Source organism: Proteiniphilum sp. (assembly GCF_040307845.1).
Lineage (GTDB): Bacteria > Bacteroidota > Bacteroidia > Bacteroidales > Dysgonomonadaceae > Proteiniphilum.
In genome coordinates, this window is the sequence record NZ_JAWRIS010000037.1 from 72,881 (window position 1) to 97,081 (window position 24,201).

Consider the following 24,201-nt stretch of genomic DNA (forward strand, 5'->3'; position numbering starts at 1 on the left):
TCTAATTATTTGGTTGATTATTATGTCTTATCGTTTTGTATACAAGCAGGATCGCAGTGAGAAGCATGATGATCAGCGCTGTAAATGCGATTCCGTCCGTGACCTTGATACTTTGTGGGTCGAAACGGAATTCCACCGTATGCTGTCCCGCCGGAATAGGGAGTGCCCGCAGGGTGTAGTTGGCCCGCAACATTTCAGCCGGTTGTCCGCTAATAGTGATTTTCCATCCCCTGGGATAGTAAATTTCGGAGAAAATGGCCAATTCGTCTTTTTTTGCATCTACGGTGTAGGTCACAAAATCGGAATCGTAGTCGGTGAGTTGTATGGTGGATGCCGAATCGACCGGCGCCGGCCGAAAGTCACCCAGGAGCGCCTCATATTTTTTATCGGCTACTGCTTCTTTCCGGAGATCGATAGCACCTAATGCATCGATTTCTTCATCGGCATTTTCCGCAAAACGTATATTGTCTACAAACCATGCGTTGCCCATGGCGTACGGATTTTCCAGTGGGATGGTACTGCCGTCCTGTGCCGGCATAATGATCCATTTGGCATTGAGCATATTCAACACCTTGAATTGATCGCCGCTCAACGAGTCCATTTCACCTTGTGCCTGGATAATTCCTTGCTGTAAAGCCATCATTTCGGTTCTGAGATGTATATCGATCATATCCTGATAGCGGCGTAGTTTTGCTGCATGGTATCCGCCTATCACTTTATGGTGGTAAGGCGTAATACCGTCGTCAAAAGTATTGGTAGCCATATTCAATACCCGGTAATATTTCGTGCTATCCTGAAGTATGTGCTGATCTGTAGGCGATTGGACAAATAGTTGTTGTTGATTGTTTTCCGGCACGAAATCATTATCGTTCAGGTAGCGTTTATTCACATCCCACATGTCTACCAGGCAAAGTAACAGGATTCCCGCTATAGTCCATTCTGCTTTTATCTTTTTGTTGATGAACAACCAAAGAAGGATGCCTCCGATGGCAATAATAAAAAAGCTGCGCCAGGCATCTGCCGTGAAGATGGCAACACGCATATCGGTGAGGTTGGCGATCACCGCCTGAATATGTTCGGGGGGCAGTGTCTGTAATGCCTGCATTTCCTGGGCGGAGATAAAAGACGAGAAAAAAAGTTTGGGGGCAAGGGCGAACAATAGTGCTATGCCGCCGGTCATGCCAAGGCTGATATAGAGTTGTTGTATGTTATTCTTTATTATTTCCGGTTTTTGGATCAGTTCCTTTACTGCCAACACGGCTAACAAGGGGATACAGAATTCTGCAATAACCAGGATGGATGATACTGCCCGGAACTTATTGTACATCGGTATCCAATCGATAAAAAAGTCGGTCAACCCCATGAAGTTCTTTCCCCAGGAGAGCAGGATTGATAAGAGCGTGCCGGCCAACAGTGCCCATTTCAATGGCCCTTTCACAATAAAAAGGCCCAGTACGAAAAGAGCCAACACAAAGGCGCCTACATAAACCGGCCCGGCTGTAAAGGGTTGTTCTCCCCAATACTGCCCGATCTGTTGATAAAGTTGCCGGTACTCAGGACGGGCTTTACTCATTGCCCTTTCGTTTTCGGCGATTCTCGCGGCAGAAGTCCCTCCTTTGGTATTGGGTACCAGTAATGTCCATGTTTCACCGATACCGTAGCTCCAGGCGGTAATGTAATCGCGTTCCAGCCCATCCCCGGTTTTATTCTCTTCTCCATGATGGGCCAATTCCGATTTACCCCGCATGGTCTCTTTTGAGTATTCGTAAGTATGATAAAGGTTACTTGCATTGGCAGCAACGCCGATAATTCCTGCCACCAATAAAACCGCAGTCGACTTTACAAAAGCGGGTAATTCCTTCTTTTGAATGGCCTCAACAAGGAATCCAATCGCGATGAAGAGCATGACGAACAGGAAATAGTAGGTCATTTGCAGGTGATTGGATGATATCTGGAAAGCGACGAAGAGCATGAAAATCAATCCGCCCAGAAGGTATTTCTTCCGGTAGATATAGATCATACCGGCGATAGTAGGCGGGATATAGGCAAGAGTGACAAATTTCCAGATATGCCCTGCCGCAATAAGGATGAAAAAATAGGATGAGAAAGCCCAGATAATGGCTCCCAATGCGCTCAACAGGGGGGATGCCTTCAAGGCGCGCATGAGGATGTAAAATCCGAGGAGCATGATAAATATCAGGCTTACGTAGTTCGGAAGGAAGAGGGTATAGGCTTTTTTGACTGCATCCTGCGGTTTGGATGAATCATACGTCGGGCTCATTTGGTAGGAAGGCATTCCACTGAACATGGAGAGGTTCCACCTTGTACGTTTTCCATCGTGGCGCTCCATATAGTCCCTTTGCTCCTGGCCCTGTCCGATGGCGGCCAGAGAATCGCTCTGGGCGATTACACGCCCCTCCGTCACTGCCGAGGAGAAATAGATAAATGAGATCAGGATGAATCCCGCAATCACGATCAGGTCGGGTAATATCTTTTTTAAATCAAAAGAATTCTTCATAGGGAAATATTTGTTTCTTTGCATCAACGTTGAATGGTTGAACCGTTGAATGGTTAAATCATTAAACCGATTATTGTTCGAACCACAAAATTAACAGATTATTCCATGAAAACCTTATTTTCGTGATAATTCTTTGAGGTAGCCTAAACTACCTGGCTCCCGGGCAGTACTTCTTTTGTCGGAGCGACTAAAGCGAGGCTTCCGTCGGCATTCTCAGCCGAAAGGATCATACCTTCAGAGAGCAAACCTCTCATTTTTCTTGGCTCGAGGTTGGCGATAAAGCATACCTGTTTACCGACCAGCTCTTCCGGATTGGGATAATGAGCGGCAATACCGGAAAGGATGGTCCGTTTCTTCAGTCCGTCATCGAGCAGGAAGCGGAGCAGCTTGTCGGTCTTGGGCACCTTTCCGCACTCCAACACAGTACCAACACGTATATCCAGCTTCTCGAACGTGTCGAACTGGATAGTTTCTTTGATCGGTTTCGCCTTGTGTTCTTTGGCCTCATTGGCTTTTTTAGTGTCTAACAATTTCTGTACCTGCTTCTCAATTACTTCGTCTTCGATCTTGTCAAACAGTAGTTCCGAATTTCCCAGTGAATGTCCTTCAGGAAGCAACTCGAAACTACCTAAATCGTCCCATCCCAAATGATCTGTATTAATGAAATTCCTGATCTTTGCCGATGAGAAGGGCAGGAACGGTTCAAAGACAATCGAGAGGTTGGCCGTGATCTGCAACGCGATATTGAGGATGGTGCCCGTCCGGTCCATATCGGTTTTGGCTGTTTTCCAAGGCTCTGAGTCGGCCAGATATTTATTGCCTATACGGGCGAGGTTCATCGCCTCTTTTTGCGCTTCCCTGAAATGGTAGTTTTCGAGATTCTGTTCCACAGCCGCTTTTACTTTCCCTGCTTCGGCTATTGTTTCACGATCATATTCGGTCAGTTCCCCAAGTGCCGACACTTTGTTATCGAAATATTTTTGGGTGAGTACCAATGCGCGGTTCACAAAGTTTCCCAGCACGGCTACCAGCTCGTTGTTGTTGCGGGCCTGAAAATCTTTCCATGTGAAGTCGTTGTCTTTGGTCTCCGGTGCATTGGCGGTGAGTACATAACGGAGGATATCCTGTTTGCCCGGGAATTCTTCCAGGTACTCGTGCAACCATACCGCCCAGTTGCGGGAAGTGGAGATCTTGTCGTTTTCGAGATTGAGAAACTCATTGGCCGGTACGTTGTCCGGCAGGATGAAAGAACCTTCGGCTTTCAGCATGGCAGGGAAGACGATGCAATGGAACACAATATTGTCTTTGCCGATAAAATGTACCAGTCTGGTGTCATCCTCTTTCCACCATTTCTCCCAGGTATCGGGCAGTAATTCTTTGGTGTTTGAAATGTATCCTATGGGCGCATCGAACCATACATAGAGTACTTTACCTTCGGCGCCTTCCACCGGTACCGGTACACCCCAGTCGAGGTCACGGCTTACGGCACGTGGTTGCAACCCCAGATCGAGCCATGATTTACACTGGCCATAGACGTTTGTCTTCCACTCTTTGTGATCTTCCAATATCCATTGGCGCAGCCATGCTTCATGTTTGTCCAAAGGAAGGTACCAGTGTTTGGTCTTTCGCATCACAGGCTTGCTGCCACTGAGTGTTGATTTCGGATTGATGAGATCCGAAGGGCTGAGAGAAGTACCACATTGTTCACACTGGTCGCCGTATGCTTTCTCGTTCCCACAATGGGGGCATGTGCCGGTAATATATCGGTCGGCAAGGAACTGTCCCGCTTCTTCATCATAATACTGCTCGCTCTCCTGTTCGGTGAATGCATGCTTGTCATAGAGGGTGCGGAAAAAATCGGAGGCGGTCTTCTTGTGTATCTCTGAAGTAGTACGGGAATAGATGTCGAATGTGATGCCAAACTCTTCGAACGATTTTTTGATCAACGTATGGTAGCGGTCCACGATATCCTGGGGGGTGACTCCCTCGTTACGCGCTTTGATGGTGATAGGGATTCCATGTTCGTCGGAACCTCCGATAAAAAGGACTTCTTCTCCTTTCAGGCGCAGGTAACGGGCATAGATATCCGAAGGGACATATACCCCGGCCAGGTGACCGATATGTACCGGGCCATTGGCATACGGCAGTGCCGATGTGATAAGCGTACGTTTGAATTGTTTTGACATATTCGAAATTCGATTAATGGGCAAACTATTACCTCATTTATTTCAGACTTTATTTGAGGGTACAAATTTAGTGAAAGCCGAGAGAAAAACCAAGCTCGCTTGGGTTTTTCCGAGGCGCCTCCTAAATTATGTAAACTTAGTGAAAGCCGGGGGAAAAGTGGTAACCAGTCCAGAAAGTAATATGGTTAATTATCAGTAAAATGAATCGTGTTTTGAAGAATTGTTTCAAAAAAAGCCTCTTCCTTATTATTTAGGGAATATCCGTTTTTCTTGTCCTGAAATTCAGGAAAGTGTATGAGAAAAGATTTCATTAAGCCACTTATTGCTATCAAGCAGAGTGAAATACCGTTCGAGATTACAAATCGCTCCCATAGTTCTGCTATAGACGACAGTTTAAAATTGCGGGGGGGACAATCTTAATCAAGCGACAAATATATGTCCAATATCTTGTTTTCACGAGCGATTTGTATCGTTGTATTTCTTTTATCAGAAAGGTAAGTTATCAGTTTATTATTATTGGCAGAAGAAAACACCTGTTTGTCAATATTGAGTAATCTGTCACCCGTCTTTAATCCCCCCTTGTCGGCAATTCCATTGACTTCAACACCAATATAAGTATCATCTTCTTTCTTTTGAAGAATAAATCCAAAATCAGAAACAATAGGTTTTGCTTTGATTTTGTCAAAATTTGTTACTGGCTTTAGATATAAATCACGCTGGGGTGAACCCTTAGAGGACGTTGTATATGCCAATACAAAATTAAACCTACGCATTAATCCATTACCTATCAGGTTGGAATGATTGCCCGGCTTGTAAACTGCCTGACAGTTTTTAATGACTATATCGTTCCAGACGACATCCACTCCTTCCAACATATACACAACACCTTTAATTCCTTGTATTTCCCGATAGGGGATATTTATCGACAAACGGTTGAACATTTTTTTGTTTATCGCCAGTTCACCTTCAAAACCCAAGTCGAGCAGGAATTTATCAGACTTTCCGGCTTGTGGAAAATCTAACTTGCAATTATACTTTAATGCGTCTTTAATTTTTATATACCCATCCGCGGTTTCTTTGGCTAATAAGGAGTGGTCTCTTTGGCTGAATAAAATCATTTTATTTTCATCTAAAGAAAATTTCCAGTTAAGACGATTTAATATATTACGTCCCAACACGTTTTTGCCATTTTCAGACAATATGGCATGTATATGCGTGTCGTTTTCGGGAGTAATTTCTTTAAAAAGGGGTTTCCCTAAAGATAAAGGACCGATATCAAAACTATCATAATAATACAGATTTTTCCTTGACCATTCTTTACGTGCATTGTATGTTGGTAATGGAAATTCCCCCCAAAAAGTAGCTTTTGGCGTTTTCAAGTCCTCACTACGCGCTAAACTTTCGGCTCCCGTATCAATAAGAAGGTCCATGTCATATTCTTGATTGACACGTGCCCGAATGCAGAAGAAGTCAGACGAATCCATTTGTAAAGGTAGCTCTACCCTAAATGTGTCCGGCAGACTCCCGCTTATATCGGGATTATAGTCCACATACTTATAAATCTTACTAAGCACGCAGGAACAGCAAATAATGCCGATTCCTCCCAATATGAGGAAAAAAGAGGTTTTTCTTTTCATTTTTGTTTTGTGATTATGATTATGATTATGCGACAAAGACATAACTTAACGTTGTTTTTGAGTTACTCCAAAAATACTAAATTTCCGGGTATCTAAATAACGATTTTAGTGTTTATTTGTTATCTTTGGGGTTGTCTGCTTGTTTTATGCTTTTCGTCCCCTCGCGCGCGGATATTTATCCCCCGATAAAATATCCCCCGATAAAATCGGGGCAAGCTGTGCGTTGTTTGGCATATTAGTACATAAGCACATTAAAAAAAGATAACCACACTGTGTTTGTATAATCTTTATTATCTTTGCTTTTACTTTTGATATTATCTCTTCTCTACTGCAGGAAAGAGGTGTTGACGTGAACATAATTGTCAGCCCGGTAATTTCCCGGTGGGTGATAGTCCATATAGATCGAAACAGACCAAATATAAATACTAAATAATACTTTATCATGGACAGACGAAATTTTTTAAAGAAATCCGCTATTTCGGCAACCGGTTTAAGCTTGGCGCCCTTAATGGGAAAATCCTATTCATCCGTCTTCGGACAGTCAGCCCCGGGTAATAAGATCAAAGTCGGATTGATTGGTTGCCGCAATCAGGGATGGAGCAACCTGAAAGCTTTTCTTCAATATCCCGAAGTGGAATGTATCTCCCTGTGTGATGTGGATGATGAGTGGCTCTATGGACGTGCCGGCGAATTGGAGAAGATAACTGGTAACAAGCCTCCGCAGTTGGTGAAGGATTGGCGCAGGGTAATCGACAACAAAGAGGTGGATATGGTGATCATCGGAACTCCCGACCATTGGCACTGTCTCCAGTTGATTGCTGCCTGTGAGGCCGGAAAGGATGTGTATGTGGAAAAACCGCTGGCCAATACCATTGAAGAATGCGACTTGATGGTGAAGGCGACACGCAAATATAACCGTATCGCGCAGGTGGGGCAGTGGCAGCGTAGCGATCCGCATTGGGACGAAGCGGCTGCATATGTGCAAAGCGGCGCATTGGGCCGTGTGAGGACCGTGAAGGTGTGGGCGTACCAAACCAGCAAGTACACCCTTCCGGTAGTGCCTGATTCGGCTCCTCCGGCAGGTGTGGATTATGACATGTGGTTAGGTCCCGCGCCAAAACGCAATTACAATGATAACCGCTTCCATTATAATTTTCGCTTCTTCTGGGATTATGCCGGGGGGCTGATGGCCGACTGGGGTGTGCACCTGCTCGATTACGCCATGAAAGGGATGAATGTGGGATTACCCTCGTATGTATATGGTGCCGGAGGAAAATATGGTTATCCCGATGACGCCATGGAGACGCCCGACACCCTGATGGTTACTTACAAATATCCGGATTTCAATATTGTGTGGGATCATGCATGCGGTATCGGCACCGGCTTGTTCGGTCTGCGGGAAGGCGTGGCTTTCTTTGGAGAGAACGGCACACTGATCCTTACCCGGCAGGGATGGGAAGTAGTGCCCGAGCAGGCTGTCAACAGCCGCAATTTCCCTTATTGCTATCCGTGCGATGACGAAAGAAAACCCAACACGCTCCGGATGGAGGCGGTGGAGAAAAAAATGGGCGGGGGCAAAGGCCTCTATCTCCATGCGGGCAACATGCTCGATTGCATGCGCACCCGCAAATTGCCCAATGCGGATATCGCCATTGGCGCCGAAGTGGCCAAACTGAGCCATCTGGGCAATATCTCCTGCCGCGTGGGAACGGCACTCGACTGGGATAACGGTGCCGGAAAATTCGTAGGGAATGACGAAGCCAACCGGTTGATCAAAGCCCATTACCGGGCTCCCTGGGAATTGCCGGTACTCTGATAAAACAATCGCTCCGGAAGCAACAATGTCACTTCCGGAGCGAGTTTTTTTACGGATAGGTAATATCTTCTAAAACTTATACACCCAATCGGCGAACGCGTCTATCCAGCTTTTCAGGAACTTTTTTGTATTCTCGTTTTTCAGGTTGTTTTGCTCGTCAAATAATTCCCATGAATTCCCGATATATGCTTCGGGTTGTTGCATCATGTAAATGTTCAGGAATACCATAGGGTGGCGGAGTGCGAGATTGGCTCCCTCGCCGGCCAGAGCTCCCATGGAACTACTCGCGATGGCGCCCGGTTTTCCACCCCATTTGCTTTGCCCATAGGGTCTTGACGCCACGTCAAGCGCATTTTTTATTACTCCTGAGAAAGTCCGGTTGTATTCGGGTGTAAAAAAAAGATATCCATCTGCTTCACCGATCTTTTTACGGAATTCGACCCATTCCTCAGGGGGATTCTGATCCAGATCTTCATTATAATGCGGCAATTGCCCTATCTCCACGATCTCCAGTGCAAGGGATTCCGGAGCCAACCTGATTACTTCGTTTGCCAACTTCCGGTTGACCGATTCTTTACGTAAGCTGCCTACCAGGACAGCTATTTTCTTTTTACTCATAATACCTGTTTTTTTTAATTGATTTACCGATATGTATATAAATATTTCAAGAATAGTATTAACGCTTTTCTCGCAGCTTTTGTTTGATTGTAAATATCGATAGGTTATTGGTCTTGTTTCCCGGATAACTACAGGGAGAAACAATGAGAAATCTATTGTCAGCACCGTACTCCGGACTATTTCCTGACGCGGGCGAAAAAAAGTTTCATCAGATTGGCGCAATCATCTCCCAGAATGCCGGAAGTAACGATGGTCTTGGGGTGAAGGAGATAAGGTGATATCTGTGTATAGCCTCGTTTTTCGTCCGGAGCCCCGTATACTACACGTGATATTTGTGCCCATCGCAACGCGCCGGCACACATTGGGCAGGGTTCTATGGTCACATAGAGGGTACAGTCGGTGAGGTATTTACCCCCCAGCATATTGGCTGCAGCAGTGATAGCCTGCATTTCGGCATGGGCGGTTACATCATTCAATGTCTCCGTCAGATTATGTGCCCGGGTAATGATGCGATCGTTCACTACGACCACAGCCCCCACGGGTACCTCTCCGTTTTCGAAGGCCTTGTGTGCTTCCCTCAAAGCCTGTTGCATAAAATATTGATCATCAAACATTTTTGTGTCAATTACTAATTACTAATTACTAATTACCAATTACCAATTACTAATTACTAATTACTAATTACCAATTATCTCGTGAAGCATGTTGCTGATATTATTCACATTGGCACATCAAATCATCACATCATCGAATCATCGTCTCATCTCATTCTCTTCAAACAGCGTAGGATAATCCTGTTCCATATTTTTCAACACATGGTTGAGAACAGTTTCCCGAAACCATCTGGAACGGTTGGTGATTTTATACTTTTTCAAATAGAAATGAATCAAGTTGTACTCTTCATCACTGAGCACGAACACTACCTTTTTTGTACGTGGTTTGATCTTACCCTGTGGTTTGTATTGCTTTGTTCCCATCCAATAACCATTGAAATATCTACATGCGTTTTCCCTTTGCCAGTGCAAAAAAACAAAATATTTTCGATAAAAGGGAGTATTTACGGCGTAAAGTTGTATTTTTACAAGGTTTAAAAGCTGTTTTATATCAAATGAGATGGCCGAACACAATGAGTTGGGGAGAAAAGGTGAAGAAGCGGCGGTAGCTTATCTTAAAAAGAAGGGATATCGTATTGTGAAGCGGAACTGGTCTTTTTCCGGTTACGAAATCGATATAGTATCGGAGGAGGGGGATTTTATTGTGTTTGTTGAGGTGAAAACGCGCACTTCAGATGTATGGGGCGACCCGGGCGATGCTGTCACTGAACAACGCATGCGGCGTATGATCCGGGCTGCCAGTCACTATCTGAAAATATACCGAATCGATAAGCCGGCCCGTTTCGATATTGTTACGGTAATAGGAAATGAACGGCATTTCGAGCTGGAACATATTGAGGATGCTTTTTTACCCTTTTTGTAAAGATAGCCTTCGGCCGGATGTAACAGCAGGAACTGTTCTCATTGTACGAAAAAGGAATCGAATGAAATATGAATATCGAGGAACTCTTTGATTATTGTCAATCTATTCAGGGAGCGGAGGTAACCACTCCGTTCGATGAAGTGACCATTGTGATGAAAGTGATGGGGAAGATGTTCGCATTGATACCAACGGATGGAGACAGGTTTTCTATCAGCCTAAAATGCGATCCGGCAAAAGCCATCGCATTGCGTGATAAATATGTATGCGTGGAAGAGGCTTATCATATGAACAAAATCTATTGGAATACTATTTATTTAGATGGGAATATGCCCGATGATGAACTCAGGCAATGGATCGATCATTCTGTGAGGGAAGTCATAAAGAAATTGCCCAAAAAGCAGCAACAACAATATTTTCGATTTTTTACTATGCTAAGCGAAGAAAATAATTAAACTGACTTGAATATGGAACAGTTAAGTAGAGATCGGCGGATAATCCGGCGGGAAGAGGTTGAATCGACAAACCTTTATTTAAAACAGCTCGTTAGGAACGAACACCTTGAAGAGGGGTCAATGGTTATTGCCGATTTTCAGTCCGTCGGACGGGGACAGATGGGGAATTCGTGGTTTTCTTCGGAAGGCAAAAATCTTTTATTCAGTCTATTGATCTATCCTGAGGATATACCGGCCAATGAACAGTTCATTATTTCCCGGATTGGCTCATTGGCCGTTAAAAATACGTTGGATCGGTTTACCGACGATATTCGCATCAAATGGCCGAACGATATCTATTGGAAAGAACAGAAGATAGCAGGAATATTGATAGAGAATGATATCGATGGTAAAAATATCACCAATTCAGTGATCGGTGTCGGGATCAATATCAATGAACAGTCGTTCCCTCCTGATCTCCCCAATCCCGTTTCGCTCAGGCAGATTACCGGTTCAATACAGGATCGGGACTATATCCTCGATATTTTTCAGCAGGAATTTTTCCAGCTTTATCGTGATTTACAGAAGGGAGAGGTCAAAGCCATTGAAGATGAATACATGCTTGACTTGTATCGAATAAACGGCTATTATTGGTATGAGGATAAAGACGGCAGGTTTATGGCGAAGATCGAAGATGTGCTTCCTTCCGGTCATCTGGTGTTGAAAGCAATGGATACTGAAGAAGAACGGAAGTACGCGTTCAAAGAAGTTTCTTTTGTTAATTGACTAGGGGACTGGTAGACTGGGAAACTGGTAGACTGGGAAACTGGGGACTGGGAGACTAGGGGACTGGGAATTTATAAATTATCAAATCAATAAATCAATAAATCAATAATGCAATTTAACAGGATTTTACTCAAACTCAGCGGTGAGTCGCTGATGGGCGACAAGCAGTATGGGATTGATGAAAAACGGCTGCAGGAATATGCCGAACAGATACATGAAGCGGCACGGACAGGTGTACAAATAGGTATTGTGATCGGTGGAGGTAATATTTTCCGGGGATTGAGTGGTGCTACCAAAGGCTTCGACCGGGTAAAAGGCGACCAGATGGGGATGTTGGCCACCGTCATCAATAGCCTGGCATTGAGTTCGGCACTCACCGCTGTAGGGCAGGGCAATCGTGTTTTCACGGCAGTTCGCATGGAGCCGGTAGGTGAACTCTATTCCAAATGGAAAGCCATTGAATCGCTGGAGAGGGGAGAAATTGCAATCCTTGCAGCCGGAACCGGAAATCCTTTCTTTACGACCGATACGGCGTCTGCACTCCGCGGAATCGAGATCGAGGCCGATGCCATGTTCAAAGGTACCCGGGTTGATGGAGTCTATACGGCTGATCCCGAAAAAGATCCTACGGCCACTAAATTCCAGACCATCACTTTCGATGAAGTATACAGCCGGGGCCTTAAGGTAATGGATCTGACCGCTACGACGATGTGTAAGGAGAACAATCTGCCCATTGTTGTCTTCGATATGGATAGTTATGGCAATCTGAAAAGAGTGCTTGATGGCGAAGATATTGGCACCCTGGTGCATGTTTAAAAAAAATTCACTATTTTTGTCCGAAATCAACAAATAAAAGATACTTATGGAAATAACGACAATCAAAAAAGAAGCCGAGGAAAAGATGCAGATGACCCTCGAATTCCTGGATGAAACATTTTCGCGTATTCGTGCGGGCCGAGCCAATGCCCATATTCTTGACGGTATACGCGTGGAATATTATGGCAGTCTTGTTCCGCTGTCGAATGTAGCAACCGTCAATACCCCCGATGCGAAGACCATCATGGTACAACCCTGGGAGAAAGCGATGCTGAAAATAGTGGAGAAGGCTATCCAGGACTCGGATGTGGGTATCACTCCCGAAAACAATGGTGAGGTCATTCGCTTAGGCATACCACCGCTTACGGAAGAACGGCGTAAACAACTGGTAAAACAAACCAAACAGGAAGCGGAAGAAGCAAAAATCAGTATCCGTAATGCCCGCCGCGAAGGGATCGATGAAGTGAAAAAGGCTGTCAAAGAAGGTTTGGCGGAAGATATGGGAAAAGACAGTGAGGGCGAACTGCAAAAACTGCATGACAGGTATATCAAGAAAGTGGATGAGATGTTCGCCGAAAAGGAGAAGGAGATACTTACCGTTTAATGGCAAAATTCGGAGATGAAAGCGGCAGGGTAGGAGTGCAGGGACTGGTGATCAGGAATACCGGGAATACCTATCTGGTGCGTGATGAGAATGGCAACGATGTCATTGGCATAGCAAAGGGGAACCTGAGGCTCAAAGGGATCAGGAGTACCAGCCCTATTGTGGTGGGCGACAGGGTGTTTATGGATCCCAACCCCGATGGTACCGCTTTTATCACTGACATAGCCGGACGGAAAAATTATATCGTGCGCAAAGCGTCCAATCTTTCCAAACATGCGCATATCCTGGCAGCAAATATAGATTTGGCATTCCTTTGTGTCACGGTGCGTTATCCTGAGACAACTACCGTATTTATCGACCGTTTCCTGATCACTGCCGAGGCTTATTCAGTGCCGGCTTGCCTTATTTTTAACAAGATCGATCTATATGATGAAGAGGATAATGAATATCTGGAGGCGTTGATGCACCTCTACTCCTCCATCGGTTACCCATGTTTGAGAACATCGACAGTGACCGGCGAGGGGAAAGGCCAACTGGAAGCACTTGCGCGGGGAAAGACTGTTTTACTTGCAGGGCATTCGGGAGTGGGGAAATCGAGCATCGTCAACCTGTTGGTAGGTGAACGGTCGCAAAAAGTAAGCGAAATATCCGGTTATCATCAGAAAGGGATGCATACCACCACTTTCTCTGAGATGATTGAACTGGAGAACGGTGGTTTCCTGATCGACACCCCGGGTATTAAAGGGTTTGGTACCATCGATATGAGTCGGGCCGAAGTTTCACATTATTTTCCGGAGATATTCAAAATCTCGAAAAACTGCAAGTATAACAATTGCCTCCATCTTAACGAACCCGGTTGTGCAGTATTGGAGGCAGTACAAAATCATTATATCAGCGAAAGCAGGTATAACTCATACCTGAATATCCTGGAAGACATAGAGGAAGGAAAATACCGTTTATGACTATACATCTGAACAATGCATTGCTCCTGATCATTGAGATACTTTACCTGCTCACGGTGGCAAGTATCGTGGTGGTGGTAATCTCCGAGAACCGGAATCCCATCAAAACGGTGGCATGGATACTGGCGGTGGTTTTTCTGCCTTTTATCGGTATTGTATGGTATGCCTTCTTTGGACAGGACGCCACAAAGAAACAAGTGATCTCCCGGCGGATGTACAGCAAATTGAAGAAACGTCCGCTTGATGGTATGGAAACCGATATAGAGCATACCTTTCCCTCAGCGTACACCAATTTGATCAAGCTACTCCAGAATATGGATTATACTCCTTTACTTGGAGGAAACGATGTGAAGCTGTTCACGTGCGGAGAGGATAAATTTGCAAGTCTCTTTGCAGATATTGAAAAGGCCGAGAAGCATATCCATATTGAGTATTATGTGTTACTCGACGATGAACTGGGGTTGAAACTCCAACAGGCTCTTATCCGTAAAGCGAAAGAAGGGGTGGAGGTACGTATCATATACGACAGTTTTGGTTCGAGGATAGCGAAGAGGAAATTTTTTGAGGATTTCAGGAAAGCGGGAATCGAAACCGAACCTTTTTTAAAGCTGAGCCTTTCGAGACTTACTTCGAGGCTCAATTACCGCACTCACCGCAAGATCGTGGTCATTGACGGGCGGATAGGTTATACGGGAGGGATGAATGTAGCCAATCGGTATGTGAAAGGGTTCGACTGGGGATGCTGGCGCGATACCCATGCACGCATCGAAGGTAAAGGAGTACAAGGATTGCAGTCGGTCTTTCTGATCGACTGGTATTTTGTCTCGCAGACGCTGATTACCTCGCGTGATTATTTTCCCGTACTTGAAAATTATGGCGAGTGTCCCATGCAGATCGTGAATAGTGGCCCTTTGAGTGAAAATAGCGAGATCTCGCACGGAATCATGCAAGCCATTTATGATGCCCGTAAATCGATTTTTATCCAGACTCCCTATTTCCTTCCCCCCGAGGCTATGGCCGATGCTTTGCAGGCAGCCGCCATCAGGGGTGTAGATGTGAGGATGATGATGTCCAAACGGTCGGATGTGCCTCTGGTACAAAGAGCATCACTTTCTTATATAAAAGACATGCTCAAGGCCGGAGTCAAAGTGTACATGTATCACAAAGGGTTTCTGCATTCCAAGATGATGGTATTCGACGGATCGCTCACGCTGGTCGGATCAGCCAATTTCGACGCACGTAGCTTTGAACAGAATTTCGAAGTAGAAGCTTTTGTCTATGATGAAAAACTGGGAGCACAGGCGAATGATATTTTTGTGGAAGACCAGCGCTTTTCAGAACCCGTCTCTTTGCGGGAGTGGTATAAACGTTCTGCATCAAAACGGTTTGTAGACTCTTTCCTGCGGCTCTTTGCCCCGTTAATGTGATTTTTCAACGAAAGAAGTGAAGAAGTGGAGAAGTGAAGAATCCTGAATTTCTTGAGTTTTGGTTCTTGAGTCTTGGTTCTTGACTCTAAATAAAATTGTATGGAACGAATATTTATTATAGGCTATATGGGATCCGGTAAAACCACCATAGGGAAACGGCTGGCCAAGTCGCTTTCCCTTGCGTTTATCGATCTCGATGCCTATATTGAGAAGAAATATCGGAAGTCCGTGCCGGATCTTTTTGCAGAAAAGGGGGAGGAAGAGTTTCGTAAGATAGAGAGCCGTTCGCTCCGGGAGGTGGCTGCATTTGAAGATGTGGTGATCTCCACGGGCGGGGGCACGCCCTGTTTCTTTGACAATATGGAGGTAATGAATCGTGCAGGCCTTACCATTTACCTTGAGGCTCATCCCGAAGATCTCGCCGCCCATCTGTTGGCTGCAAAAACCGTGCGGCCGCTCATTACCGGGAAGACTAAAGAAGAGCTTATCCCTTTTATTACGGAACATCTGTCCCGGAGGGAAAGTCATTACAGGAAGGCCCAAGTCATTTACCCGATAGACCGCATGATCACCAAAGATGAGATCCATTTGACGGTGCGTGGGATTGAACAACAATTAAAAGGAGGAAACCGGCATGATAGTTGATTCCCATAGAAGCACCTCATTTGTGGTACGTGAATTGCTGCAAAAAGTGGAAAGGCAGAGGATATCCCTGGTGATTGGCATTCCACGTGAAGATCGCAAGCATGAGAAACGGGTGCCGTTAACGCCCGAAACCGTTTCATTGCTGGTCGAGTCCGGTTACAGGGTTTTGTTGGAAACAGGGGCCGGGCTGACCATTAATTACGCCGACAGTTATTATGCCGAATCGGGCGCTGAAATTGTAGATACTCCGGAAGAGGTCTTTCAGGCCGACCTGATCCTGAAGATATTGCCGCCCACGTTGGAAGAGGTGGCCATGATGCGGACACGTGCTACCGTCTTTTCTTATTTACATATTCACCGGTTATCCCGTCCCTTGCTGGAGTTGATGTCAGAGAAAAAGATCAACGCTCTGGCATATGAACTTCTTTACGACAAAACGGGCATCTCCCCGTTTGTAACCTCTATATCCGAGATTGAGGGGACTTATTCCATTGCCCTTGCGGCAGAACTGTTAAGCAACGCCCACGGTGGAAAAGGTATTTTATTGGGAGGTATCCCCGGTATCTCACCCACCGAGGTGGTAGTCATAGGAGCAGGGGCGGCCGGAACCATGGCTGCCCGCTCAGCGCTGGCCATGGGAGCATCGGTGAAAGTATTCGATGACGACATCACGAAGCTGCGCACTATTCGCCATGAGCTGGGAAATCCGGTGTTTACATCCACACTGCAACCCAATGTGTTGAGGAACGTATTTCGTTCGGCAGATGTGGTGATTGGCGCCATGCAATACATCAATAAAACCCATTTCTATCGCATTTCCAACGACCTTATAAGAGAAATGAAACAAGGTGCAGTGATCGTCGATATACGGATGGCACAGGGAGGCTGTTTTGAAACCACTATGGAGGCTTGTTTGCCCGGATCTCCGGCGGTCTTTGAGAAATTCGGCGTGCTGCATTTCTGTGAGATGAGCCTCAGTTCACGTGTGGCGCGCACCGCTTCCATCGCCATGAGCAATATTTTCGTGTCGCTCCTCTCCACCATGGCCGACTCCGGCGGACCCGGAAATTTTGCCCGGTTCGACCGTGGCTTTGCCGCCGGCTTCTACCTTTATGCCGGGAAAATGGTCAACCGCTATGTGGGCAACCACTTCAATATCCCCATTACCGACATAGGATTATTCCTGCCGGGGTATTGAATATTACCAGGTCAATTTGTACCCGCTGTTTTTTATGGTGAGGATATTTACCTTGGAATCGTTCGCCAATAATTTTCGTAGTCGGGAAATAAGGTTGTTCATAGAGTTCTCTGTTTGGGAATAGTCCTTACCCCACACTTTTTTAGAAAGTGTATTATACGATAATATCTCATCCCTATTTTGAACCAACATACGCAAAGTCATGAACTCATGTGGGCTTAATTGTTTTACCGGTGTAGATTGGTAAAATAATTTCTTTGTTTCGGTATGCAGGGAATAATTATCTCCTATTGGAATACCTTTTATCTTCTTTCGAGGAAGCGCGAAGCGGTCTATCAAGGCTTTCAGCTCCTCCATCTCGAATGGTTTCCTCAGGTATCCCACGCCTCCTGCCCTTATTCCCCTTGTCACACTTTCTATCTCGGTGTGTGAAGAGATAAATAGTACCGGAATCGACGGAAAGGATGCGAAAATTTCCTTGGCACAATTGATCCCGTCTTCTTCGCCTATTTCCACGTCAAATACCAGAATAGAGGGGTTGAATTCCCGGATAGCGCTTATAATCCCGGTAAGAGAGTTTTGAAAATGGACTGTATATCCGTTCTCGGTGAGTGCGGAACTAACCATATCACCTAAAAGGGTATCATCATCCACTAATAGTACTTTAATTGGATCTACCATGGCCAAAATTTATTGGGGTAATACAATGGTAAATTTGCTTCCCATTCCCGGAGAACTTTCCAGATTCAGTTTTCCTTTATGCGCATTCACAACCTGTTTCACAAAAGAGAGTCCTACACCATGATTTTTTAAGGAAGAGCCGGTTTCGGATCGATAAAATTCCCGGAATACTTTTTTCTGTTTATTCTTTTCAATGCCTTTTCCGCTATCGTAAAATGCAATTATTACGTTGTTTCTCTCTGTTTTGGTGCTGATATGTATCATCGGTATGTTCCCCGAATATTTTATGGCATTATCCAGCAGGTTACGGACGCAACCGTCGAAGTATACGGGGTCAGCTTGTAATGTAACCTCCGTTTCAGGTTCAAAGGAATATATAATCTCTTTATCCGGATAAATAACTTCCAGCTCTTTTATTATCTCCTTGCATCGACGGGTGAAAGGATAATTTTCCAGCTTTATTTGAAAAATATTCTTTTTATTCTTTATGGTAGAGAGGAGTATCTCTATTTGTTCTGAGAGATACTTCACCCTCAGTTTTGAGGATTGAAACATAACTTTTTTGTCGGCTTCCAGTTCCTTTTTCTCAAATATTCCCAGCATGGTGTAGACATACGCGAGAGGAGATTTCAGATCATGAATAATCCCTCTCACAGCTTTCTTGTGGGAATCCAATTCATCCGATTTTCTCTTTATCTGCACCAACTGGTAGAGCACCAGTAGGGATATCAATATTACCGATAGGGCTGAAAGAATGGCTGTCGAACGTAATCTTTGGAGATAGACTGCCGGTTTGAATGTTACATGCGCTCTATACCGGTATGTTCCCGACTCCCCTAATGGGATATCAACTGTTACATTCTCTCCTCTGCTCTTTACGTTTACATTTACTACCTCCCCCGATTGCAACGTACGCGTAACCGAATCCTCTTTTAGGAAAGTCATGGAATAGCTTGTTATTTCGGAGTAACGGCTGAACTCTTGTCGGAAAAGGGAATCGATAGGTTCCAATGGAATTTTGTTTTCTTCCAACAAATCTTCCGAGAAAACGCCGACCATGAAATTGGCTAAATTCTTATCGGGACTATATTCTCCGGTGTCAAAAGAACCTCTGATAATAGCGTTGGGAGGAATTTGTGAGGGGTCTACAGGGATTAAATCAAAACTTAATTGATTTTGTCTGTCGGACACTTCTTTCGATAAACAGAAAGATACAATACTTTGTAGGGTTTGTTTCAATTCCAATTCAACCCGCTCTTTGTCACGTATGATTAATTGCCTGACCCATTCAATTTGTGTTAGTATGAGTAAAGCAATTACTATTACCGATATGATAAGCATCAGATATTTCTTCATAGATATATTTATGATCACATCTAATGCAAATATAACAGTAAAAAATGGAATAATAACACAATTCTCGTGAATAATTTGCAGAAAGAAAAATTATCTATGGAAAGCCGAAAAGGTTAAATAAATATAATATTATGGACATTGTTAGATTGGTTAGATAATTGTTAGCTGTTTGTTAGATACACTTCCAAAAACAATTTTCAACTTTGTCCTTAATAAGAATAATTAAGTAAGATGATGTATGAAAACAAAGAACAAGGATAGCTTCTCGTTAATCCCTTCTGTAGATATGTTACAGAATGAAGCTATGTCCAGAATAATGGGAGGAACAAAAGATGATGAAGAAGTGTGGGAGATCGTTTATATCGATGGTAAACCTCATTTAGTTAGGAGAAATGGTGCTGGGAAAATTATCGAGATAAAAGCATTGTATTAAAAGAAAAGCCGCGAACAAGACAAAACGGAGTCAGATCCGTGAGTCATAAATTAAAAATGCCTTCCCTTGCCAGGAAAGCGAACAACCTAATTGAGACCAATCAATCCTGAAGTTTCACTAAAGACAAAGAAAGGCACTGCAAAATTAGTAAAATAGACGGTAATTTCAAACATCCATGGATGGGTAAAATAGGAAATGCCGCAATACTGTGAATAATAGTAACGATATTGGAAATGACAGTTTAAATACTGTCCTAATAATAAACGACTTAATAATAAACTTTTTTCTGTTATCAGAAAAGAGCTAATACCCTTAATAATATGATTGAAGAATTGAATTTACAAGAAATGGAGGAGATCAAAGGTGGTGTATCAAAAGAAGAATATTGTGCAACCCTTGTAGACATTGTAATGAGTAACGATTTGGACGACGGTGCAATGGATGGTGCACGTCATGGATACGACAAGCATTGCAGATAAATAGTAAGTCAGGTGTCTATAATTAAGATATAGACACCTGATCTAAAATTTTTAAGACATGAAATATTATCTATGCATGGTTACATTATTATTTAATCTGTATAACATATATGGACAAAAAATAATTGATAATATGCAACTGAAGTGTCAATACAAGTTTTCATATGTGAGCGATACATTGGCGCAGAAAATACAAGATGACCTTCTGATTCTCCAAATAGGAGCAAATGTTTCCAAATGCTATAGCTATTATAGTAATCAAGTAGATTCAATTTTTGCATTGCCAGATAGAGACGTTATATTACATCGGGAAATAAATAGAGCACTCTCAACAAAAACAAATTATCCTCACAAACGGATGAAAGCCTATATCTATAAAAACTATCCACAGGGAAAAATCACTGTGACAGATGGACTTTCATTACAAGACTATATATATGAAGATGACTTGAATTCTCAGCGTTGGGAAATAATGGATAGTATGAAAGTTATACTGGATTATCCGTGTCAAATGGCGGTATGTCAGTTTCGCGGTAGAAACTGGACTGCATGGTTTTCTCCGGATGTGCCAGTGAGTGACGGCCCGTGGAAATTTAGCGGTTTACCGGGTCTGATAATGGAAGCTTACGATAACGGCAAGCAATATCATTTTAACGTAATTGGATTGGAAAAAACGGAAGAACCCATTTTATTCAGCGAAACGTATGTTGGTAGCAAAAAATTTGAGAAAACAAGTCGTATGGATTTCTTGAAAGCCCAAAAGAAATACTTGATGGATATGAGCGGATTCATTGAAATGGAAACCGGAATTGATTTAAGCGACGTCACACCGGCCAAAGTAATGCGATATGATTTGATTGAGCAGGATTACAAATAAAATGCACTATGCGCCGATTAATACAACACTCCCTGATAGGAATGATTCTTTCCGCTGGGCTCGCCCCCCAATGAAGGGCGGATCACTGCCGGGACAACCGGCCTGGAGGAAGTCAACCTCTCCTGGTGGCGCACAACGAACGTGGCATATTTTTCTAATTTATCTCTACTCAATAAAAATAGGAATGAAAAGAGCATTTTTAGCATTTATCTGTTTTTCTTTTTTTTATAGCAATAATGCACAAGAAGTGTTAGACTATGCATATCTTAAATGTCAATATAAATATATTTGGCAAAATGATACATTAGAGAACAAACAAAGGGATGATTTATTGATTCTTCAAATCGGAAATAATATTTCCAAATGCTATAGCTATTATAGTAATCAGGCTGATTCAATTAGGTCACTACCAAACTGGTATGAAATAATGAAGAAACATTTAGATTATGCTTTTTCAAAAAAAGAAATAAATTCCAATGATTATCCCCACAAACGGATGAAAGCATACATCTATAAAAACTATCCACAGGGAAAAATCACTGTGACAGATGGACTTTCATTACAGGATTATGTGTATGAAGATGATCTGAATGCACAGGATTGGCAGGTGGCAGACAGTGTCAAGATCGTATTGGATTATCCGTGTCAGATGGCTGTATGCCATTTCCGTGGCAGGCAATGGACCGCATGGTTTGCATCCGATATACCCGTAAGTGACGGCCCCTGGAAATTCGGCGGTTTACCCGGCCTGATTATGGAAGCATATGATCGGGGCAAATAATATCATTTCAACATGATCGGATTGGAAAAAACGGAAGAACCTATACTATTCAGTAAGACATATGTGGGTAGTGAAAGATTTGAGAAAACGAATCGTATTGAATTTCTTAGAACTCAGAAAAAGTACTTCATGGATTTGAGTGGTTTTATTGAGTTGGAGACCGGGATTGATCTTAGTGATGGAACATTGCCTAAAATTATGAGATATGACCTCATTGAACGTGATTATAGGTAAAAGTCATGGAACTCAATAATTATCTTATTCCGCTACTTATTCGCCATTTGAAACAAATGGAGATGAATTGTGATCCGGAAGAGTTACAACTGGTTTTACAATCATCCCCCTCTTTTCCATCTGTTTTGTCTATTGTGCAGGTATATACATACTATGGATTGAAGGCGACCGCATGTCGTGCGGATTATTCAGCACTTGTGAAGGCTAAGCACCCGGTTATCGCCTTTATCAAGGACCGTACTTCTGAAAGATTTATCCTGATTGAAAAAACGTCGGAAAATGGAGTCTGTTACTTTGATGCTCATACCAATAAAAGATATGAAATACAGCAAGATGAGTTTTGTTTAATTTGGACAAAAATAACAATCCTTATAGAAAAGACAGGCACCTCTTTTTGTAGAAGAAAACCAGATAATATATCAAGGTATTGGTTGGTACCCTTGCTCTTCTCTGTCTTATTTTTTCGTCTTAAAACGAACACAAGCTTTGGAAATATCATCTTCTTCTATGCATTTATAAGTCTAAAAGTTATTGGAACAGGACTAAGTATGGGTTTATTACGGCAGGAGGCAAAGGGGGCTTATTCATTCTTCGATGCATTTTGTCAAAAGAACGCGGCTTTTGATTGTAACAAGGTTATTCACTCCAAAGGTTCAAAAGTTTTGAATAGGATAGCTTTAGCTGATATCGGATTTATCTACTTTTCAACGGGAATAATATCTTTGCTCGTTGCTGCGTTTTCAGGCTTGATAATACCTGTTCTGCAAATTTTCTGCTATTTAGCTGTTTGTAGCATACCTTTTATCCTGTTCTCCGTCTTGTATCAAAAATTAGTGGTGGAAAAATGGTGTCCACTTTGCTTGAGTGTCGTTGCGATCCTGCTGATTGAAATGGTATTGTTTTTGTTTTATCCATACAAGAAATTGATGGTTAGTATATTCCTGGTAGTCGAAGAAATTATTTTCTCATTGTTACTGAGTATAGGCTTATTGTTTTTAGTAAAGCAAAATATTAGACATAAGGCTAATGCATTCCAAAAGGAAATCTCTTCACTCCGATTGAAAAGAACTCCAGCTATTATCGCCAATCTTTTCAAGAGTCAACAAAAGATGCAATCTTTCCCTGAAGACGGGTTGAAGTTAGGAAATCGAGAGGCTCCAATAACCATAACTACACTTCTTAATCCCATGTGCACCCCTTGTAAAAGAATAGCACTTCAGATGATCCGTTTATTAGAAAGGTATCCTTTGTTTATCCAGTGGCATGTGCGTTTGGACGGAACCGATAAGAAGATGTATGAAAATATGAATAAAGTTCAGTTTCATCTTTTTACTTTTTTTGATCCATATCGCCATTTTCCGGAAAGAGTAGAGGTTTTAAAAGAATGGTTCCGATCCCAATCAATAGATGAATTTGAAAAGGTCTACCCTGTGAGAGCGATTGGAGATGAAACTAAAAGAGTTTTTTACAATCACGTGAAAAATAACAAAGTGTTGAATACGGATAAGGTGCCATCCATTTGGATGAATGACCATCCATTTCCAAATGAATACACTTTGGAAGATCTCCCATTTTTATTGACAGATCTGGTTAACCTGTCGAAATCTACACGATAACTGATGATATGCATATATTTATTAAACGTCTGTATTTTCTTTCTTTCTTGTTCTTCTCTATGCCTGTTTATGTCCAACAGACGGTTATCTCCGGAAAAGCGACCGACAAGGAGGACGGTTCTCCCTTAACCGGGGTATTGGTGACGGCGCGTCCGGCAGAAGAAAACAGGATCGTAAAGTTCGCCCAGACGACCAGGGAGGAAGGATATTTAAGATCAACTCGTTCAATATTTACCAGTTGAAACCGCAACACCTCGATATCTCCAGGGATAGCGTCAGGCAACAACAGGATATCCGTTCTTCTGCCTTTTACACCAATACCAACACATCGTTGGGATTTTATATAAATCCCGTCAATATCTCCATGAGAGTGGGCATTATTGGTGTGATCAGGGATATGGAAAGTGAACTGACCGGTGTTTCGGATACGTTGGGTAGTCTCCATAATGATCTTTTGATGCGGTATTTCAACTTTTATGCATTGCCGGAAGTCGAATTCAAGAGAAGCGGACTGGAAGCGAAATTCGATATGCCGCTGTCGTTCACTCCCTACCTATATCACGATAAACTGGCAGGTACAAAAGAATCGAAGTCTAAATTTCTCCTGTCGCCCCGGTTCTACAT

At 43.3% G+C, this 24,201-nt stretch carries 26 protein-coding genes; 17 read left to right on the forward strand and 9 right to left on the reverse strand.

All coding sequences use genetic code 11. The annotated features are described in order from the left end of the window. Position 1 precedes the first annotated feature (1 nt). The 3 genes from ABV001_RS09380 to ABV001_RS09390 form a co-directional block, all read right to left on the reverse strand. Complete coding sequence (locus tag ABV001_RS09380) at positions 2 to 2,518, reverse strand: YfhO family protein (protein ID WP_352422565.1); 2,517 nt, start codon at positions 2,516 to 2,518, stop codon at positions 2 to 4. 143 nt (positions 2,519 to 2,661) lie between these two features. Beyond that, complete coding sequence (gene metG, locus ABV001_RS09385; protein WP_352422566.1) at positions 2,662 to 4,704, reverse strand: methionine--tRNA ligase; 2,043 nt, start codon at positions 4,702 to 4,704, stop codon at positions 2,662 to 2,664. Between the two features lie 416 nt (positions 4,705 to 5,120). Further along, a complete protein-coding gene (locus ABV001_RS09390; protein WP_352422567.1) occupies positions 5,121 to 6,341 on the reverse strand; it encodes a hypothetical protein in 1,221 nt (406 codons plus the stop codon). Between the two features lie 442 nt (positions 6,342 to 6,783). On the opposite strand from ABV001_RS09390, the gene ABV001_RS09395 reads away from it, so the two are divergent. Beyond that, the gene (locus tag ABV001_RS09395; protein ID WP_352422568.1) at positions 6,784 to 8,157 is read left to right on the forward strand and encodes a Gfo/Idh/MocA family protein; all 1,374 of its coding nucleotides are present in this window, start codon (positions 6,784 to 6,786) and stop codon (positions 8,155 to 8,157) included. A gap of 69 nt (positions 8,158 to 8,226) precedes the next feature. Here ABV001_RS09395 and ABV001_RS09400 read toward each other — a convergent pair whose 3' ends face one another. The 3 genes from ABV001_RS09400 to ABV001_RS09410 form a co-directional block, all read right to left on the reverse strand. Then, positions 8,227 to 8,775 carry an NADPH-dependent FMN reductase gene (locus ABV001_RS09400; RefSeq protein ID WP_352422569.1) on the reverse strand — a complete coding sequence of 183 codons (549 nt, stop codon included), beginning with the start codon at positions 8,773 to 8,775 and terminating at the stop codon, positions 8,227 to 8,229. A 176-nt stretch (positions 8,776 to 8,951) separates the two neighbouring features. After that, positions 8,952 to 9,389, reverse strand: coding sequence for a nucleoside deaminase (locus ABV001_RS09405; protein WP_352422570.1), 438 nt, complete (start codon positions 9,387 to 9,389; stop codon positions 8,952 to 8,954). 138 nt (positions 9,390 to 9,527) lie between these two features. Further along, positions 9,528 to 9,752 carry a hypothetical protein gene (locus ABV001_RS09410; protein ID WP_352422571.1) on the reverse strand — a complete coding sequence of 75 codons (225 nt, stop codon included), beginning with the start codon at positions 9,750 to 9,752 and terminating at the stop codon, positions 9,528 to 9,530. A 136-nt stretch (positions 9,753 to 9,888) separates the two neighbouring features. Here ABV001_RS09410 and ABV001_RS09415 point away from each other — a divergent pair, with 136 nt between their 5' ends. From ABV001_RS09415 to ABV001_RS09455, 9 genes are all read left to right on the forward strand, one after another. After that, positions 9,889 to 10,251 carry a YraN family protein gene (locus ABV001_RS09415; protein ID WP_352422572.1) on the forward strand — a complete coding sequence of 121 codons (363 nt, stop codon included), beginning with the start codon at positions 9,889 to 9,891 and terminating at the stop codon, positions 10,249 to 10,251. Positions 10,252 to 10,319: 68 nt separating this feature from the next. Next, positions 10,320 to 10,703: an MmcQ/YjbR family DNA-binding protein gene (locus ABV001_RS09420; RefSeq protein WP_352422573.1), complete on the forward strand. Its 384-nt coding sequence runs from the start codon at positions 10,320 to 10,322 to the stop codon at positions 10,701 to 10,703. Positions 10,704 to 10,715: 12 nt separating this feature from the next. Next, the gene (locus ABV001_RS09425) at positions 10,716 to 11,468 is read left to right on the forward strand and encodes a biotin--[acetyl-CoA-carboxylase] ligase (RefSeq protein ID WP_352422574.1); all 753 of its coding nucleotides are present in this window, start codon (positions 10,716 to 10,718) and stop codon (positions 11,466 to 11,468) included. A gap of 108 nt (positions 11,469 to 11,576) precedes the next feature. After that, complete coding sequence (gene pyrH / locus ABV001_RS09430; protein WP_502929869.1) at positions 11,577 to 12,284, forward strand: UMP kinase; 708 nt, start codon at positions 11,577 to 11,579, stop codon at positions 12,282 to 12,284. A 46-nt stretch (positions 12,285 to 12,330) separates the two neighbouring features. Next, the gene (gene frr / locus ABV001_RS09435) at positions 12,331 to 12,888 is read left to right on the forward strand and encodes a ribosome recycling factor (protein ID WP_352422575.1); all 558 of its coding nucleotides are present in this window, start codon (positions 12,331 to 12,333) and stop codon (positions 12,886 to 12,888) included. Next, entirely contained in the window at positions 12,888 to 13,850 is a 963-nt protein-coding gene (gene rsgA / locus ABV001_RS09440; protein WP_352422576.1) for a ribosome small subunit-dependent GTPase A, read from the forward strand. The genes frr and rsgA overlap by 1 nt, the downstream gene beginning before the upstream one ends. After that, entirely contained in the window at positions 13,847 to 15,277 is a 1,431-nt protein-coding gene (gene cls / locus ABV001_RS09445) for a cardiolipin synthase (protein WP_352422577.1), read from the forward strand. Before rsgA ends, cls begins: the two co-directional genes overlap by 4 nt. Before the next feature lie 99 nt (positions 15,278 to 15,376). Next, complete coding sequence (locus ABV001_RS09450; protein ID WP_352422578.1) at positions 15,377 to 15,922, forward strand: shikimate kinase; 546 nt, start codon at positions 15,377 to 15,379, stop codon at positions 15,920 to 15,922. Next, positions 15,912 to 17,120 (forward strand): alanine dehydrogenase, encoded by a 1,209-nt coding sequence (locus ABV001_RS09455; RefSeq protein ID WP_352422579.1) that lies wholly within the window; start codon positions 15,912 to 15,914, stop codon positions 17,118 to 17,120. Before ABV001_RS09450 ends, ABV001_RS09455 begins: the two co-directional genes overlap by 11 nt. Positions 17,121 to 17,123: 3 nt before the next feature. Here ABV001_RS09455 and ABV001_RS09460 read toward each other — a convergent pair whose 3' ends face one another. Together ABV001_RS09460 and ABV001_RS09465 are read right to left on the reverse strand one after the other, a co-directional pair. Beyond that, on the reverse strand, positions 17,124 to 17,801 hold the full coding sequence (locus tag ABV001_RS09460; protein ID WP_352422580.1) for a response regulator transcription factor: 678 nt from the start codon (positions 17,799 to 17,801) through the stop codon (positions 17,124 to 17,126). A 9-nt stretch (positions 17,802 to 17,810) separates the two neighbouring features. Then, the gene (locus ABV001_RS09465; RefSeq protein ID WP_352422581.1) at positions 17,811 to 19,157 is read right to left on the reverse strand and encodes a sensor histidine kinase; all 1,347 of its coding nucleotides are present in this window, start codon (positions 19,155 to 19,157) and stop codon (positions 17,811 to 17,813) included. A gap of 238 nt (positions 19,158 to 19,395) precedes the next feature. Here ABV001_RS09465 and ABV001_RS09470 point away from each other — a divergent pair, with 238 nt between their 5' ends. The 3 genes from ABV001_RS09470 (at position 19,396) to ABV001_RS09480 (ending at position 20,946) form a co-directional block, all read left to right on the forward strand. Beyond that, positions 19,396 to 19,590, forward strand: a complete 195-nt coding sequence (locus tag ABV001_RS09470) for a hypothetical protein (RefSeq protein ID WP_352422582.1) — start codon at positions 19,396 to 19,398, stop codon at positions 19,588 to 19,590. A gap of 320 nt (positions 19,591 to 19,910) precedes the next feature. Then, positions 19,911 to 20,069, forward strand: coding sequence for a hypothetical protein (locus ABV001_RS09475; RefSeq protein ID WP_352422583.1), 159 nt, complete (start codon positions 19,911 to 19,913; stop codon positions 20,067 to 20,069). A gap of 58 nt (positions 20,070 to 20,127) precedes the next feature. Continuing rightward, positions 20,128 to 20,946, forward strand: coding sequence for a GLPGLI family protein (locus ABV001_RS09480; RefSeq protein WP_352422584.1), 819 nt, complete (start codon positions 20,128 to 20,130; stop codon positions 20,944 to 20,946). 17 nt (positions 20,947 to 20,963) lie between these two features. Here ABV001_RS09480 and ABV001_RS09485 read toward each other — a convergent pair whose 3' ends face one another. Beyond that, the gene (locus tag ABV001_RS09485; RefSeq protein ID WP_352422590.1) at positions 20,964 to 21,152 is read right to left on the reverse strand and encodes a hypothetical protein; all 189 of its coding nucleotides are present in this window, start codon (positions 21,150 to 21,152) and stop codon (positions 20,964 to 20,966) included. On the opposite strand from ABV001_RS09485, the gene ABV001_RS09490 reads away from it, so the two are divergent. The 4 genes from ABV001_RS09490 to ABV001_RS09505 all read left to right on the forward strand — a co-directional run. Next, entirely contained in the window at positions 21,131 to 21,727 is a 597-nt protein-coding gene (locus tag ABV001_RS09490; RefSeq protein ID WP_352422585.1) for a GLPGLI family protein, read from the forward strand. The two genes, ABV001_RS09485 and ABV001_RS09490, sit on opposite strands and share 22 nt — an antisense overlap. Positions 21,728 to 21,966: 239 nt before the next feature. Beyond that, positions 21,967 to 23,577 (forward strand): cysteine peptidase family C39 domain-containing protein, encoded by a 1,611-nt coding sequence (locus ABV001_RS09495; RefSeq protein WP_352422586.1) that lies wholly within the window; start codon positions 21,967 to 21,969, stop codon positions 23,575 to 23,577. A gap of 8 nt (positions 23,578 to 23,585) precedes the next feature. Then, positions 23,586 to 23,819 carry a hypothetical protein gene (locus ABV001_RS09500; RefSeq protein WP_352422587.1) on the forward strand — a complete coding sequence of 78 codons (234 nt, stop codon included), beginning with the start codon at positions 23,586 to 23,588 and terminating at the stop codon, positions 23,817 to 23,819. Next, positions 23,816 to 24,201, forward strand: a 386-nt coding sequence (locus tag ABV001_RS09505; protein ID WP_352422588.1) for a hypothetical protein, incomplete at its 3' end; no start/stop codon positions are given. The genes ABV001_RS09500 and ABV001_RS09505, both read left to right, overlap by 4 nt.

Coding starts and splice junctions, on each gene's coding strand:
- ABV001_RS09380 (WP_352422565.1), bottom strand. CDS start 2,518: ATGAAGAATTCTTTTGATTTAAAAAAGATATTACCCGACCTGATCGTG.
- metG (WP_352422566.1), bottom strand. CDS start 4,704: ATGTCAAAACAATTCAAACGTACGCTTATCACATCGGCACTGCCGTAT.
- ABV001_RS09390 (WP_352422567.1), bottom strand. CDS start 6,341: ATGAAAAGAAAAACCTCTTTTTTCCTCATATTGGGAGGAATCGGCATT.
- ABV001_RS09395 (WP_352422568.1), top strand. CDS start 6,784: ATGGACAGACGAAATTTTTTAAAGAAATCCGCTATTTCGGCAACCGGT.
- ABV001_RS09400 (WP_352422569.1), bottom strand. CDS start 8,775: ATGAGTAAAAAGAAAATAGCTGTCCTGGTAGGCAGCTTACGTAAAGAA.
- ABV001_RS09405 (WP_352422570.1), bottom strand. CDS start 9,389: ATGTTTGATGATCAATATTTTATGCAACAGGCTTTGAGGGAAGCACAC.
- ABV001_RS09410 (WP_352422571.1), bottom strand. CDS start 9,752: ATGGGAACAAAGCAATACAAACCACAGGGTAAGATCAAACCACGTACA.
- ABV001_RS09415 (WP_352422572.1), top strand. CDS start 9,889: ATGGCCGAACACAATGAGTTGGGGAGAAAAGGTGAAGAAGCGGCGGTA.
- ABV001_RS09420 (WP_352422573.1), top strand. CDS start 10,320: ATGAATATCGAGGAACTCTTTGATTATTGTCAATCTATTCAGGGAGCG.
- ABV001_RS09425 (WP_352422574.1), top strand. CDS start 10,716: ATGGAACAGTTAAGTAGAGATCGGCGGATAATCCGGCGGGAAGAGGTT.
- pyrH (WP_502929869.1), top strand. CDS start 11,577: ATGCAATTTAACAGGATTTTACTCAAACTCAGCGGTGAGTCGCTGATG.
- frr (WP_352422575.1), top strand. CDS start 12,331: ATGGAAATAACGACAATCAAAAAAGAAGCCGAGGAAAAGATGCAGATG.
- rsgA (WP_352422576.1), top strand. CDS start 12,888: ATGGCAAAATTCGGAGATGAAAGCGGCAGGGTAGGAGTGCAGGGACTG.
- cls (WP_352422577.1), top strand. CDS start 13,847: ATGACTATACATCTGAACAATGCATTGCTCCTGATCATTGAGATACTT.
- ABV001_RS09450 (WP_352422578.1), top strand. CDS start 15,377: ATGGAACGAATATTTATTATAGGCTATATGGGATCCGGTAAAACCACC.
- ABV001_RS09455 (WP_352422579.1), top strand. CDS start 15,912: ATGATAGTTGATTCCCATAGAAGCACCTCATTTGTGGTACGTGAATTG.
- ABV001_RS09460 (WP_352422580.1), bottom strand. CDS start 17,801: ATGGTAGATCCAATTAAAGTACTATTAGTGGATGATGATACCCTTTTA.
- ABV001_RS09465 (WP_352422581.1), bottom strand. CDS start 19,157: ATGAAGAAATATCTGATGCTTATCATATCGGTAATAGTAATTGCTTTA.
- ABV001_RS09470 (WP_352422582.1), top strand. CDS start 19,396: ATGAAAACAAAGAACAAGGATAGCTTCTCGTTAATCCCTTCTGTAGAT.
- ABV001_RS09475 (WP_352422583.1), top strand. CDS start 19,911: ATGATTGAAGAATTGAATTTACAAGAAATGGAGGAGATCAAAGGTGGT.
- ABV001_RS09480 (WP_352422584.1), top strand. CDS start 20,128: ATGAAATATTATCTATGCATGGTTACATTATTATTTAATCTGTATAAC.
- ABV001_RS09490 (WP_352422585.1), top strand. CDS start 21,131: ATGAAAAGAGCATTTTTAGCATTTATCTGTTTTTCTTTTTTTTATAGC.
- ABV001_RS09485 (WP_352422590.1), bottom strand. CDS start 21,152: ATGCTAAAAATGCTCTTTTCATTCCTATTTTTATTGAGTAGAGATAAA.
- ABV001_RS09495 (WP_352422586.1), top strand. CDS start 21,967: ATGGAACTCAATAATTATCTTATTCCGCTACTTATTCGCCATTTGAAA.
- ABV001_RS09500 (WP_352422587.1), top strand. CDS start 23,586: ATGCATATATTTATTAAACGTCTGTATTTTCTTTCTTTCTTGTTCTTC.